The sequence below is a fragment of the Bacteroides sp. GM023 genome (assembly GCF_014750685.1).
Classification (GTDB): Bacteria; Bacteroidota; Bacteroidia; order Bacteroidales; family Bacteroidaceae; genus Bacteroides.
The window spans coordinates 260150-274566 of record NZ_JAAXGE010000003.1 but is presented as its reverse complement, the minus strand read 5'-3'; the positions used below and the strand labels follow the sequence as shown (position 1 = coordinate 274566).

16 protein-coding genes are annotated in these 14417 nt (G+C 43.2%); 5 read left to right on the top strand and 11 right to left on the bottom strand.

What is annotated here, in order from left to right; all coding sequences use genetic code 11:
- Positions 1-6: 6 nt before the first annotated feature.
- Both HC965_RS07690 and HC965_RS07685 read right to left on the bottom strand, forming a co-directional pair.
- A complete protein-coding gene (locus HC965_RS07690; RefSeq protein ID WP_191031399.1) occupies positions 7-1569 on the bottom strand; it encodes an ATP-binding protein in 1563 nt (520 codons plus the stop codon).
- A gap of 234 nt (positions 1570-1803) precedes the next feature.
- Entirely contained in the window at positions 1804-1956 is a 153-nt protein-coding gene (locus HC965_RS07685) for a hypothetical protein (RefSeq protein WP_191030947.1), read from the bottom strand.
- Positions 1957-2121: 165 nt separating this feature from the next.
- Here HC965_RS07685 and HC965_RS07680 point away from each other — a divergent pair, with 165 nt between their 5' ends.
- Positions 2122-2748 carry a BT4734/BF3469 family protein gene (locus HC965_RS07680; RefSeq protein ID WP_191030946.1) on the top strand — a complete coding sequence of 209 codons (627 nt, stop codon included), beginning with the start codon at positions 2122-2124 and terminating at the stop codon, positions 2746-2748.
- Positions 2749-2777: 29 nt separating this feature from the next.
- Positions 2778-4601 carry a DUF3987 domain-containing protein gene (locus tag HC965_RS07675; RefSeq protein ID WP_191030945.1) on the top strand — a complete coding sequence of 608 codons (1824 nt, stop codon included), beginning with the start codon at positions 2778-2780 and terminating at the stop codon, positions 4599-4601.
- 250 nt (positions 4602-4851) lie between these two features.
- Here the strand turns inward: HC965_RS07675 and HC965_RS07670 are convergent, their stop codons facing one another.
- On the bottom strand, positions 4852-5070 hold the full coding sequence (locus HC965_RS07670; RefSeq protein ID WP_191030944.1) for a DUF4248 domain-containing protein: 219 nt from the start codon (positions 5068-5070) through the stop codon (positions 4852-4854).
- A 220-nt stretch (positions 5071-5290) separates the two neighbouring features.
- On the opposite strand from HC965_RS07670, the gene HC965_RS07665 reads away from it, so the two are divergent.
- The 3 genes from HC965_RS07665 to HC965_RS07655 all read left to right on the top strand — a co-directional run bounded on the left by HC965_RS07665 (position 5291) and on the right by HC965_RS07655 (position 6412).
- Complete coding sequence (locus HC965_RS07665; protein ID WP_191030943.1) at positions 5291-5782, top strand: DNA-binding protein; 492 nt, start codon at positions 5291-5293, stop codon at positions 5780-5782.
- Between the two features lie 89 nt (positions 5783-5871).
- The gene (locus tag HC965_RS07660) at positions 5872-5994 is read left to right on the top strand and encodes a smalltalk protein (protein WP_191030942.1); all 123 of its coding nucleotides are present in this window, start codon (positions 5872-5874) and stop codon (positions 5992-5994) included.
- A gap of 4 nt (positions 5995-5998) precedes the next feature.
- Positions 5999-6412: an N-acetylmuramoyl-L-alanine amidase gene (locus HC965_RS07655; RefSeq protein ID WP_191030941.1), complete on the top strand. Its 414-nt coding sequence runs from the start codon at positions 5999-6001 to the stop codon at positions 6410-6412.
- Positions 6413-6511: 99 nt separating this feature from the next.
- Here the strand turns inward: HC965_RS07655 and HC965_RS07650 are convergent, their stop codons facing one another.
- From HC965_RS07650 to HC965_RS07615, 8 genes are read right to left on the bottom strand one after another with little or no spacing between them, the layout of a single operon-like run.
- Complete coding sequence (locus HC965_RS07650) at positions 6512-6907, bottom strand: WbuC family cupin fold metalloprotein (protein ID WP_191031398.1); 396 nt, start codon at positions 6905-6907, stop codon at positions 6512-6514.
- On the bottom strand, positions 6897-7886 hold the full coding sequence (locus HC965_RS07645; protein WP_191030940.1) for a glycosyltransferase family 4 protein: 990 nt from the start codon (positions 7884-7886) through the stop codon (positions 6897-6899). Before HC965_RS07645 ends, HC965_RS07650 begins: the two co-directional genes overlap by 11 nt.
- A 2-nt stretch (positions 7887-7888) precedes the next feature.
- Positions 7889-8827, bottom strand: a complete 939-nt coding sequence (locus HC965_RS07640; RefSeq protein WP_191030939.1) for an NAD-dependent epimerase/dehydratase family protein — start codon at positions 8825-8827, stop codon at positions 7889-7891.
- Positions 8824-10053: a glycosyltransferase family 4 protein gene (locus HC965_RS07635; RefSeq protein WP_191030938.1), complete on the bottom strand. Its 1230-nt coding sequence runs from the start codon at positions 10051-10053 to the stop codon at positions 8824-8826. Before HC965_RS07635 ends, HC965_RS07640 begins: the two co-directional genes overlap by 4 nt.
- Entirely contained in the window at positions 10054-10941 is an 888-nt protein-coding gene (locus HC965_RS07630; protein ID WP_223854769.1) for a glycosyltransferase family 2 protein, read from the bottom strand.
- Positions 10942-10954: 13 nt separating this feature from the next.
- Complete coding sequence (locus tag HC965_RS07625; RefSeq protein WP_191030936.1) at positions 10955-12172, bottom strand: Coenzyme F420 hydrogenase/dehydrogenase, beta subunit C-terminal domain; 1218 nt, start codon at positions 12170-12172, stop codon at positions 10955-10957.
- The gene (locus HC965_RS07620) at positions 12162-13313 is read right to left on the bottom strand and encodes a polysaccharide pyruvyl transferase family protein (RefSeq protein ID WP_191030935.1); all 1152 of its coding nucleotides are present in this window, start codon (positions 13311-13313) and stop codon (positions 12162-12164) included. Before HC965_RS07620 ends, HC965_RS07625 begins: the two co-directional genes overlap by 11 nt.
- A gap of 1 nt (position 13314) precedes the next feature.
- Positions 13315-14409, bottom strand: a complete 1095-nt coding sequence (locus HC965_RS07615; RefSeq protein WP_191030934.1) for a glycosyltransferase — start codon at positions 14407-14409, stop codon at positions 13315-13317.
- Positions 14410-14417 lie beyond the last annotated feature (8 nt).

Below are 14417 nucleotides of genomic sequence, written 5' to 3'. Positions count from 1 at the left end.
AACTTATTATAAAACAATCTCCCAATCTGCAATCGTCCGGGTCTCCGCACTGAAATTTATCGCAACCTTCACCACCGGAAGCCCGCAAAGAGCAAAACGGTCGGAATATTGCTGCAAGTCAATTTGCTTCATGGCAGCTTCCGCGCTTTGGTTCAACTTCAATTCTACCAGATAGAGAGTAGTCCTGGTACGAAGCACCATGTCCACCCGTCCTTTATGCGTATGCACCTCCACATCCGTATAAATACCCAGTAATGAGAATATCACATAAAGCATCTGTTGATAATGACCCTCATAATCTGTGTTATCGCAATAAGGCACAGTGGCAAGGAAAGTCTGAAGCAACTTCAAAGCGCCTTCCATATCTCCCCTCACAATGTTACGCGCCAAATTACGCACCACACTGTTCACCTCGTGCGTGTCGCTCATCACATAAGATGGTATCAGGCTCTTCATCAGACCGACTCGTACCTCCTTATTAGGAATATCAAGCATGTAAGCGTCAAATTCCAAATCTGCCCCCTTTATCGTAAGATAGCCTGCCTGATAAAGCAACGGCATATAATTGGTAGCCAGCTCCAAAGGCACGTTAAAATCACTGGGCGATGCCTCCTCCCCACCAATCTCTGACGGCAATACAGCATATTTGCGCAGCATCTCTATAATATAAGTGGGTGTACCGCTCTCAAACCAATAAGAGCCAATCTCCCCCAAAGCCATCGCCTTAAGCAGACTGAAAGGATTGAAGACATCCGGTGACGGCCACGCGAAATGATAACCGTCATAATTTTCCTTTAATTTATCCAACATCTCCTCAGCAGTAATCCCCAGGCGGACAGCCAGACGTTCTACATCCGGAAGCATCTGAGTGCGAAGTTCCTCACCTGTGATACCACAAATGGCAGCATAATCAGGCAACATACTCACATTGGTAATATTATTAAGTTCACTGAACACGCTGAGTTGCGAAAACTTAGTTATCCCCGTGAGAAAGACAAAGCGCAAATAAGGGTCACACGCCTTCAACGGACTATAAAAATTACGCATCACGTTACGTAACAGCGGCAGGTTCTTCTCTTCATGAACCACATCAAGCAAAGGGGCATCATATTCGTCTATCAAGACCACCACTTTCTTGCCGGTCTGTTTGTAAGCACGTTTAATAAGCCCCTCCAAACGCTGATTGACATACAGTTCTTCTTCTACACGTCCATAAATCTCCTCATAAGCCATGAGTTTCAATTCCAGTTCCGCGTTCAGTTGTTCCTTGTCTACATGTTTGGCAGTACTCATGTCGAAGTGTAATACCGGATGCTGTATCCATTCCTTCTCCAATGTCTCCATGGCCAGTCCTTCAAACAACTCTTTCCGCCCCTCGAAATAACAATGAAAGGTACTGGTAAGCAAAGATTTACCGAAACGTCGCGGACGGCTCAAAAACAAATAGCTGGAAGCCGAATGTGTCAGTCGGTACACATATTCCGTCTTATCAATATAAAGAAAATTATCCTCACGTATCTTCGAAAATGTCTGTATCCCAATAGGGTATAATCTTTGCAAATCTTCCATATCAATCATATTTTTCACAAAGCTACAAAAAATATCCGTTCAGAAAAAAGCAGGCGGGAAAAAGTTTCCCGCCTGCAACTCGTTTATTTTATCTGTTTTTTCACTGTTCTCCCCGCTCCTCCTCTCTTCTCTTCCTGTGCTCCAGATACAGCAACTTCCATTTATCCCAATACGCCTCGATTTCCTCCTCACTAAAGGAGTCAAAAAAGAAATCGACAACTTCTACGTAATGACTCAATCTGCCATCCATCCCTTTTTTACATTATTATAGGTAGAATGGCCGATGTTTATTGCCTTATACACTTCAGGATTCTTCAAGTCCAAACGGTCTTGCAACTCCGAAATGCAAGCGCCCAAATTTTCATAACATGCTTTTTCTTTCTTCATACTTATTTATTGTTAAAAATACACCATAACAATTAATTATTTCAACTTTCATCCCGTATGTCGGGATGATGTTTATTTTGTCTTTGCTAATTTTACGCCGTGTTTTGAAGCACATTTGTATTTTTCCGCAAAGGTAAAAATTTAAACTTATTACAGCAAAACAATATGTCAAACAATTACAGAATGTCCTATTTCATGCCACCCATCGCGCCTGTCAGAGACGAACGAGGACGTATCGTCACTCCCGCCACCCTTCTCCCCTTCTGCGAAGTCTCCGTAGAACAGGTTTTCCAGATGATTACCTGCAACGAAGACCTCAGGCTCCTGACCGAACAGGTACACAACGCCCCGGATATACGAACGGCAAAAACCACACTCCTGCCCTACGTGACTCCCTGCGGCACATTCACCCGCCGCGCCAGCAAGTGTTTCGTATCTCCCTCACGGCTGATAGTGATAGATGTAGACCATCTCGACTCCTACGAAGAAGCCGCCGGAATGCGCCGCACCCTGTTCGACGATCCCTTCCTCTGCCCCGTGCTTGCCTATATCAGTCCGAGCGGTCGGGGCGTGAAAGCATTCGTCCCGAGCGGCACGCCATTTCCGGCAGACGAGATACAGAATGTCACAGAAAGCATCCACAGAGCCATGCAATATGTCGAAATGGCCTACACCACGGCAACGGACATCGCTGCCCGGACAACTGCCAAAGGCGTGGACGGTTCGGGAAAAGACCTGGTAAGAGCCTGTTTCCTCAGCCACGACCCCGAAGCTTTGTTCAGAAACATCTGATATAATCTATAATTCCCAATCCAAGAAAAATGAACGACATTGAATCACTACGCCACCTCACCGAGACAGTCGAAGCGGCAGGAGCGGATATCGCCCCGACTTACATCGAGTACGTACAACTGGCATTTGCCATCGCCACAGATTGCGGCGAAGCCGGGCGCGACTATTTTCACCGTCTCTGCCGCATGTCCGCCAAATATCAACGTGAACAAGCCGACAGGGTATTCTCCAACGCACTCACCACGAAACATGGCGACATACATCTAGGCACAGTGTTCCACCTCGCCGAAACCGCAGGAGTCACCATCCGCAAAGACGAAGTTATGAACAGCCCGGCAGGTACAAGAGGTACAGCAGGTACACCGCACATTTTTTTCACACACACGTGCGCGTATAATAAGGCGAGAAATGACGAAATGTACGAAGAAGGAGAAGAAGAATTGCTGCCTGGCAGCGAACCGAAACACCCGTTGCCCACTTTCCCCGAAGCCGACTGGCCGGAACTCCTGCAACGTATCATGAGCTACGGAAGCACCGCAGTACAGCACGACGCCCTATTACTGGGAACATTGACAACTTTGGGTTCGAGTATGGAACGATACGTACGATGCCCTTATGGTGGTGAATTCCAGTCCCCCTGCATGCAAAGCTTCTTCATTGCCCCTTCCGCTTCCGGCAAGCATGCCCTTGCGCACATCCGGCAACTCGTAGAACCCATCCACGACCAGCTCCGTGCAGAAGTTGCGGCAGAAATGAAAGTTTATAAAAAAGAGAAAGCCGCCTACGACGCGATGGGCAAAGAACGGGCTACTATGGAAGCCCCGCAAATGCCCGCCGACAGAATGTTCCTCATCTCGGGCAACAATACCGGCACGGGCATTCTGCAAAACATCATGGACGCCAACGGAACAGGACTTATCTTTGAAGCCGAAGCAGACACCCTGTCCACCGCCATAGGTTCGGATTACGGTCACTGGAGCGACACCCTCCGCAAAGCCTTCGACCATGACCGCCTGTCTTACAACCGCCGCACCGACCGGGAATACCGGGAAGTAAAAAAGAGCTATCTTTCCGTCCTGATTTCAGGGACACCAGGACAAGTAAAAGCCCTCATCCCATCAGCAGAAAACGGGCTTTTCTCCCGCCAGTTGTTCTACTACATGCCCGGTATCTGGAGATGGGTAAGCCAGTTTTCCGAGGATGAGACAAATCTGGAAGAAGTCTTTATTTCCATAGGCCTGGAATGGAAACAGAAACTGGATGAATTGAAAGCCCACGGACTCCACACACTCCGGCTCACGAAGGAACAGAAACAGGAATTCGACACCCTCTTTTCCGACCTGTTCTCCCGTTCGAGCATAGCCAACGGCAACGAGATGTACAGTTTCGTAGCCCGCCTGGGTGTCAACATATGCCGTATCATGGCGGAAGTAGCCGTACTGCGTGCACTCGAAAGTCCTCACCCCTACCAGTTCAAAACATCTCCCAACCCCTATCTGACTCCGGACAAGGCGATTCCTGCCGACAACATCAACGACGGCATCATCACCCGCTGGGATGTAATCATTACTCCCGATGACTTTAAAGCTGTGCTTCAACTTGCGAAGCCTCTCTACTGCCATGCCACGCATATCCTGTCTTTCCTTCCTACTACGAAAATCAGCCACCGGATGAACGCCGACCAGGATTTCTTCTTCAACAAACTGGGAACAACATTTACCCGTGCACAAGTACGCCAGCAGGCTGCCGACATGGAAATCAAGGAAAACACCGCACTCACCTGGCTGAAACGACTGACCCAAAACGGGGTTTTTATTAATATAGATGGCAAAGGGACTTATACGCGCGCGTGAATACGTGCGTATGTGTGTGTGCGTATGTATGCTCGCATGTGTATGCGCATGTGTGTGTGTGTAAGGAAGGCCTGGAAAAGTGTACCTTCTGTACCTGCCCGTTATTAACAACGCAGTGACTCGAACAACGCAGTGATTTGTCTGTATCAAAGCTGCGCTTTACGAGTGCTAAAGCTTAGCTTTACGTCCTCTAAAGCGTCGCTTTAGCACTCGTAAAACGCAGCCTTAGCACTTGTAAGATACAGCCCTTCTAAGGCTCGCCCAACGCATCCACAATCACCCTCACTTCCAACGGTGTGAAAGAGCGCCGCTCCGGTTGATAGCCCAAATCATACAAGCGTTGTAAAAGTCCGGGACAGCGTGCGATCCATTTTTTCATTTTCCGGTAAGCGGCAATATCGGTAAGTTCGGGAGAATAGAGTTGTGCCAGCTCCATGCGTCCATACGCACGTATTCTGAATTCTTTCATGATGGATAAGTTTCTGATTTACTGTCACAAAAGTAACAAAATATATCCACATACCCAACGATTTTCCTTTGAATAACCGACTCTAATTGCATATAACCGACAAGGTATGAGCATAACGGTACATAACCGATTTTCCGGTATTCCGGGGTTGTATATTTGTATCGTCAAAAGGGGAAAGAATCCCGGAGACACCATGTATAACCCATTAATTTATTGTTTTATGATTCGTTACAAAATTTATCAGAACCAGCAACAGAAAGGCTTGAATGCGGGAAAGTGGTTCGCCCGTGCGGTAAGCGATGAGACGTATGATTTGGCCAAGCTTGCCGAACATATGTCGAAGCACAATTCACCGTATTCCGGCGGTGTCATCAAGGGTGTGCTCACCGATATGGTAGACTGCATCAAGGAGTTGCTGCTCGACGGCAAATGCGTGAAAATTGACGACCTTGCCATTTTCGGTGTAGGTATCCGCAGCAAGGCTGCTGAAACGTTGGAAGAATTCTCGCTGGAGAAGAATATCACCGGTATGAAGCTCAAGGCACGTGCCACCGGCAATCTGTCAACGACCAACCTGAGGCTCGACAGCCAACTAAGACAGCAGGCGGAGTATCAGAAGCCTACCACTTCCGGTGGCGGTGGTTCCGATTCGGGCAATACGCCTGACCCGAACCCGGATGATGGCGGAGAGACTCCTGACCCGGCAGCTTAATCCCCCGCCTCTATCTATGCGTAAGTCCTTCATTTAAGGAAGGACTTACTTTTAAATTCTTATTATCTTATCACTAAAAATGTAGTTTTATGAGCAATTCATCGTCACAATCTCCCAAATCTCCCCGCTCTGTATGGAGCTTCGTTCTCAAAGTCATCATTACTGTAGCTACCGCCATTGGCGGGTTGCTCGGTGTACAAAGTTGTATGTAGGCTGATGAGGACTATTACACTGATTATCATTCATTGCAGTGCCACGCCGGAAGGGAAATCCCTTTCGGCGGAAGCCTGTCGCCTGGATCACATCCATCACCGTGGCTTCCGTGACATCGGTTACCATTTTTATATCACACGGGATGGGGAAATCCACAGGGGACGTTCTATTGAGAAGGTCGGGGCACATTGCCGGAATCATAATGCTCACTCGATAGGTGTTTGCTATGAGGGTGGATTGGATGCGGAGGGAAAGCCGAAGGATACTCGTACATTGGCACAACGAGGAACACTGCTCGCTTTATTGCGTGAGTTAAGGAGACAGTTTCCGAAAGCGTTGATTGTGGGGCATCGTGATTTGAATCCGATGAAAGGGTGTCCGTGTTTTAGCTGTACAAAAGAGTATTCGCAAGTATAAGCAAATAAAAAAGAATGGCTGACAATAAAATTCTGTCAGCCATTCTTTTTTATTAAACATTCGCCTCATACTATAATTTTCCCAATAATAAGTTTGGATTTATTCGTATTGCCAAATGTCATCCATGGTAATAGGTACATAAGCGCCATCTTTCATCTCTATGATAACGGAAGGTTCATGTACGGCAAGCGTGTGCCACATCCCGACAGGAACCTGAACACCGTAAATACCTTTTCCCATATTCAATTCATAGCGCCCACATTCAACTCCTTTTTCATTATAAAAAAGTTCGGTGACATGGCCTCTAAGCAAAATTACGGTTTCACTAGTTGTTGTGTGGCGATGAATAGGAACAAGCGTTCCCGGTTGCAAGGCATTGAGCATACGTTGTGAAGTGTCTCCATCGCCGTTACGCAAATCAAGATTGACACGGCGTCTCTCATTAGTTTCGGCCTGAGACAATAATTCATCAAGCAATTTGTCATTAATTTCCATCTTTCTTTTCGTCAGCTTTAGCACGCAGATACTCTTCGTGCAAATGATAATACTTCTTTTTGAACAATATATAGGCTACACACAGCAATACCAATACCACTACGAGATACAGATACTTGTTTACCGGCAGATAGATGGCACCCAAAGAAATTACCAACTGCAAAGCCATGTAAATGGTGGACACTATCACATGCTTAATATGCAGCTCATTAGCCATCAGTTGATAAGCATGCTTGCGATGGGGTTGACCAATATTCTCGTGTAGCATGATGCGGTGGCAGATAGTAAGCACACTATCCACACCATATACCATCAACAGCAGAATAGCCCAGTAGTTCTCGCTCTTTATAATATAAGATCCCAGGAAATAGAGCAGAATAAATGCGATGGAGACACTACCTACATCACCGGCAAAACATTTTGCCTTAGTGCGGAAGTTGAAAAGACAGAACACCAACACACTCAGCAAAATCACAATAATGAAATTGTTATCGGTGTATTTCTCCTGCATATTTAAGAGCAACAATGGAATCAATACTGCCAATGAATAAGCGCCGGTAATACCATTAATGCCGTCCATGAAGTTATATGCATTAATAATACCGGTACATACTATGAGCGCAACGATAACTATCCACCAATATTCGGGCAGCAGAATCCCCCATTGATAAAACATAAGTATCATAGCGGTGAACTGCACAACCAAACGAAACTTGTTGGGTACCGAATGGATGTCATCGGCAAAGCTAATGCCACCCAGCATAGTGAGCCCCAGCAAGAACCAAGGGCATGTGAAACCATAAAAAGCAGCATAAAGCCAGGCCCCAAACAAGAAAATAATACCTCCGCCACGCAGCACAATAGAACTGTGAGATGAACGCAAATTGGGTTTGTCTATTATATTGAACTTATCGGCAATCTTAAAATAGACCAATTCAAGGACAAGCAGTAACACTGCTATCAACAGATATGTGACCATGCTTATTTTATATTTGCAAATGATTTAATGGTTTGTGCGAGTCCCTCCTCGGCACGAATGGGCATTTTATCTATACCCAATGCTTTTTTAATTTTAGCATTACTTACCACATAGTTTTCGGTAAGTTTTGTCAAACGCTCCGAGTTCAGCGGCAGGTGCAGCACATCTCCCACCTTCGCCATACCATTCATCAGCCCCTTAGGTAGATGCCAGATGTGTGTTTTCTTACCCAGCGCATTGCAAATGACTGCAATAAGCTCATTGGTTGACAAAGACTCATCATCTCCCATATTGTAAATTCCCGAAGCGACATCTTTGGTGAGCAACCCTTCGATGGCAAAGCAAAGATTACCAATAGAAGTAAAGCAACGACGGTTCTCAAATGTACCCAGTGGCCAAGGTATCCCCCTTTTTACCACGCCATAAAGCAAATTTAGATTTCCTTTGTTACCGGGACCGTGTATCATACAGGGACGCAGGATATAAACTTGTTTACCGGTTGCGGGATGAGTTAAGATATACTCTTCGGCCTTAATCTTGGACTTACCATAAGGCCCCACAGGATTGGGAACAATATCCTCAGTAAGAATATCACCTGGAACAAAATCGGCAGCGGCTTTTACTGACGAAAAAAAGATGAACTTTCTGGCTGATGATTTAAGGAACCAGTCGTAAATTTTCTGCGTCAGCCCAGTATTAATCTTAAAATAGACCTCCGGCCCCGATTTTTTTTTCAAATCATGCGCCTTACCGGCAAGGTGAATAATTGCATCTACTTGTGGAACTTTATCTTCATCAAGGTCGTTCCAAGAAAAGGTTTTAACTACACCCTCCTTTTCAGGAGCAACAATGTCAAGACCGTAAATTTCATTATTCTGTCCCATGACTTTTACAAGATTACTTCCTACAAAGCCGTGGATTCCGGTTATAAGTATCTTCATATTATTTTATTCACCAAATCAACATATTGTTTTGTAACCTTTTCTTTAGTGTAATAGCGCTGTATCACATCGTATCCGTTGCGCCCCATCTTCTGAAGTTCTTCACGGGATACCGATGCCAGCCACTGTGCCATTTCATCTACCTTCTTATCGAAATTTTTCTCGGTAATGAGCTTTGCGCAGTTATGACCTTTGGTGAAGTTTACGATAGGAGTTTTGTCACCGGAGCATATAAGCAGCGGTCTCTCACACGCCATAATAGTATAAACCTTAGACGGAAATCCCATCATCTCCATCTCGGGGGCCATAAAGATGAACTGTACATCGCTGTATGCCAATATACTTGGCATCAGATGGCGAGGTTGATAATCAAGCATATGCAACTTGTCCAATCCCTTCCCTGCTTTCTGTTCTTCCAAATAGGGTCGCTGCACCCCCATACCTATCACAAAGTACTCAACATTCAGTTCTTTTGTTTTTTCTACCAACGCCACCAGCGGACGCCAGTCTTGCGCATGTCCTATATTCCCGGCATAAAGCAACTTCAAGGAATTGGTCTTGGGGAATATTTTTTCGTCAAGAGGTTCGACATTAATTGGATTATAGAGGTCAGTATCTACAAAATTGGGGATAACATGTAACTTACCCGGATCTTTAAAGCGATCTACAATCGTGTTGTAAAAAACATCATCAATAGTAGTGATAGCAGCAGATTTGTTGTAAATACAACGTTCGACTTTCTTTAAACAAGCAATTATCGGTCCTGTTTTTTTCTTTAGAATATCGGGGTAAATCTCCTGCACATTATATATAACCTTGCAGCCTTTTAGCTTACCGAGGATGAGATTGAGCATTCCTATACTAAGTGGTGGTGAGGGTGATACTATTACACTCACATTGCGTACACACAAACCAAGGATAAACGAAATGATGTGCCAATATACAAAACCCAGGATACGTAACGCGGTGCTCTTGAACTTCTTCTGTGGTACATGTATCACCTTTATGCCATGGAAGTTGCTTTCTTTATATATTCCGGGGATTTTCCACTTTAGTGGTTGCTTCGCCAGCTGCTCCTTCACCACATTAAAGTGTGGCGTTGTGGAAAGCACTACCACCTCGTAACCTTCTTTTTGAAATCTAAGCGCAATATCGTTATAGAGATATGCAGTGGAAACACCGTCGGGGCTGAAGATAAGACTGTGGATTAAGACTTTCTTGCTCATTTAATCAACGTTGATATTGAATCGTTCTTTAAAATATGTCCGCATCTCTTGCGGTGTAGGGTTCTTTCCTATATAATATTCCATCTCCTCAATCTTTGCATCTATAAGATACCGGTACCAATATGCCTGCAGCGTAGCCCAGATAAAGCCGGGCTTACCATCGAGAAAACCACCAAAGCAGATGTAGCGGACAAAAAAATAGATGAACGCACGCAAGAATTTGGGTAGCTTATAATATTTTCCTTTCTCTTGGTTTCGATTCTCTAATCCATTTCCTCCCGAAACAGTATCATTCCAATAGCTTTCATAAGCTGCTACAATCTCGCGGTTGGCATAGTTGTTGTGCTTTTGAGTCCATTCAGTGAGTCCGTTTAGATTTTCATCAATAAATAAATGCTTCATATCCACTGTGTCACCTTCGGTGACATAAATTTGCTCATCCATCCATCGCTGTTCCATCATCGCCTTTCCCGTACGCCATAAGCGCATCAAGCGAATTGTACGCAACTTCCCATGTTTTAGTTCGCGCCCCAATAACATCACATTGCGAGGCATCTTGCAGCCTGTAACATTAGCAGGCAGTGAAGGCAGCCTTTCCTCTAACTCTGCTATCAATTCATCAGTAAGGTATTCGTCGGCATCCAAGCGCATGGTCCATTCTGTTTTAATTGGACAATTCTCCATCGCCCAAATAAATTGCTGCGCCTGATTCACATACTTGTTTTGGAGTACTATTGCACCATGTTCACGCGCTAGGTCGCAAGTTTTATCGGCTGAGTAGCTATCTACGACATACACCTGCTTGGCTATACGTTTTGCATTGTCAATGCTTCGTGCAATGTGTTTTTCCTCATTATAGGTTAGGATTATTATTGAAAGGTCTTGCATTTGTTGAAAATTATTACCCACTTGATCCATTTCGCCAATAGTTCATCATATAATAGCAGATAGGAGGAAATATCCTTTTGATGTTGTACAATATCTTATCTTTTCTAACCATCATAAAATACTTGGCAGTAAGTTCTTCCCATGTCAAAGTCTGCCAATCTGCCCAAAAAGCTTCTGCTCTTGGCGATTTTACAGAAGATTTGGTATAGGGTAGATTACTAAATACAGCTTCTTCAATAGAACGTAATTCATATTCCATCTTATCCTTAATCTTCTCAAAGAAAACTTTTGCATTGGGGGTATTGAGAGCTAACATAGAGATGCCACGAGTTCGTTCTCGCCATTTAGGGAAAGGTTTAACTTTACCAACGCCCCAAAAATCAGCTACAGTAAAATCAGTATAACGCTGATAACCATTACCTAGACAGTTATAACAGCATTCTCGCAAAAATATATTACGTTGAAAGCCCACAAAATATCCATTCTCCACTTTTTGTACTTTCACATCGCCCTTAGTCTTAAAGTGAGCTAATGTATAGTATGTTTCTTCCTGGCCATCTCTCATTCGCTTGGGTCTAAAAGTAAAGAAATCCAAATCGTCATTGTAACGACTCTCAAGATACTCTTTATACTTACGGAACACTCCTTGTCCCGGTACACCATGACAAACCAAATCAAGGGTTAGAAGATTATCATATTTCTTGCGAAGGAACGACAACAAACCTTTTGCATGACACGATGTACCTGTAAAAAGCACAAGCTCCCCTCTCTTCAATTCTTCTTTAATCTTCTTAAAGCAATCGCGAGGAGCACATTGCACATACTTTGACTTTTGAATTGGCCGTAATTCTTCAATTGTATTTGCCTCAATATATACAGGAGACATATCGTCAGCATAAGCAGCCCCCCAGACATGGCCACCCAGTTCTATTACTGAACAACTTATGGCATAAGCTACACCACCTGATGTACTCTGCTTGCGATTTACAGAATCTTTCAGCCAACAGCTATACACTGTGGGCAGTTCATTACGAGAAAGAGAATCATTCTTCTCAGGACAAATCTTTTCACACAATCCACACCCGATACATTTCTCTGCATCAATCACAGGATGCAATTCTCCCTTCTCATTCTCTAACATCGTTATCGCAACCTGAGCACATGAATTCACACAAGCAGTACAAGCAGTACATTTATCCAAGTCACAAAGTTGTGGCAGTTTATTTTCCATTGTTTATTGCTTTTTGCAAATAGTTAATAGACTCCAAGCGATATTCCTCCACACGTTTGTTGACAACATCCCATTCAATGGCCGATTTCTCTGAAAATTCAGTATCAGTATATTTTATTCTGTCAATACCAAGCGTTGAAAGCAAATCAATTTGACGCGAATTATTACTAGTATTTCGAGATACAATTGTGTAAAAATCTCTATTGAACTGTATAGAGAACACAGTGCCATGAAATGAGTTTGTCATCACCATCGTTGCATTTTTAAATAATGCCAAATATTCTGCCGGTCCTGCATCCATAATATTCAGTATCGAACTATTCTTAGGATCCTGACGATATGCTCCTCTACATATTCTCACCACCTTCAACCGCTTTTCTTTTGCTATACGCAATGCAGTTTCAGTGATATATGCCGATTCTTTTAATACATAAAGAAGCATGTACTTTTCTTGCGGTACCATACTATTATCCAAAATTTCACTCCATTCATATGCATTGAGTAACAAGGTTGGGTCGGCTACAGCAACAGCATCCTGCCCCGTCATTGCCTTAACAATACTTACAGCTGTTTTCTCACGTACTGATATTGCATTGATATTCTGTAGACCTTGTTTGAAAGACTCTATAGCCATAGCTGGAATTTCCGACACTCCAAAGCTTGAAGCATAAGCAAACTTCACCGCATCTTTGGGAGCGAATGTCAAGAAATAAGGGTCTAGTGACGTATAGCTAAACGGATTCCACACCTGGTCGCTACCAACACAATACACATCATATTTTGGCGGATTTTCATATAATGCAGAAAATTTATCATAGCAACGCGAGAAACGTGTATTAGCCTTATGGAATGCAACAAAACGAGCATTACGTTTTTCATATACAGCCTTGTTCATGTATGATTTCGCCGTCTCCATCATTGGAAAAAGAATCCCCTTTATACGTTTCACTAAAGGGTAATACTTCGCGTACTGTGGCACTGCTTTCTTCTCCTTTATATAATTGGGATGTATATAGTACAAATAGTCAATAAGTTCTGAATCATATCCCATATTGGCCAATTTACGCTGTAATGCATATGCTTGTAACTCTGCCCCATAGTTATTTACGCGTACTATGGTTATTATTCCAATTTTCTTCATTTTATCCTTGTGTAAGTTTAAAAAAAGTAAACCACTCACTTTCCCGTATTTGAACAAGAGGGATTATTATCCTCTTATTATTACAAGCATTCTCTATTGCTTCAGCCCATGCACCATAATCCTCAACATTCTTATATGTAACCCCTTCGTATCCATCTACTACATAATGAGCATAATCCACATCAGCCACAATCTCTGGTGTACCAAATGCCGCAGCTTCAAGCATAGGTAACCCTACTGTCTCAATGGAGCTAGGAAAAAGCAATGCTGATATAGATTTATAATAATTCATCAACAAATCATGCTTGATAGAATCTTCAAATATAAAATTGTCTGCTACACCATGCTTTTGTATCTGTTTATACATTACTGGAGCCCGATGAGGGTTGCTTGTTATGTGTATTCTAATTTTACTTGCCAAATCCGGATTCTTCTTATATAATAGTTCAACTGCTTTTATAAGTGTAATTCCGTTCTGGTATTTTGCACAAGCACTAACATATAAAAAATGAAAACATTCATCGCCCCAATCATGAATTTCACCTTGAGAGGGATCAATCTTTTCAATATCAGGAAAACAAACATGTACATTCTCCAAAGGAATATCAAAATATGATGCGAAACGTTTCTTTACAACAGGGGTTTGTACAACAAACTGCGTATTCTTAACCCATGTACGTTTCACTAAACGAGGAAATATATGCTTGTAGTTAAATAAATATCTCTCACTACGTTTAAAAGGATTATAAGAACCAGGATACAACGGTAACGACTGATGAAAATAAACGAGTTGTTTACAAGCATTAAAACATTTATATCCTTTGTTTTGAAGCGACACCACCACATCAGGCTTCACCCTCAACTTGGTAATCTCTGCTTTTAACAATTTGTCCTCGAATAAAGTGCGTTTTATCTTGGACTGCAAAGGGAATGATATATATATTACCCCTTCAATTACCACTTGTGGTAATACAGGATTAACAAATATCCAATACTTGTTTTGCCCTATATGCTCAGGCAAATGCGACAAGAATTGTTTATAAATGGTTATGCCACCACCAGCTTGCAAGGTTGTGGCTATTACAAAAATATTCATAATTATGA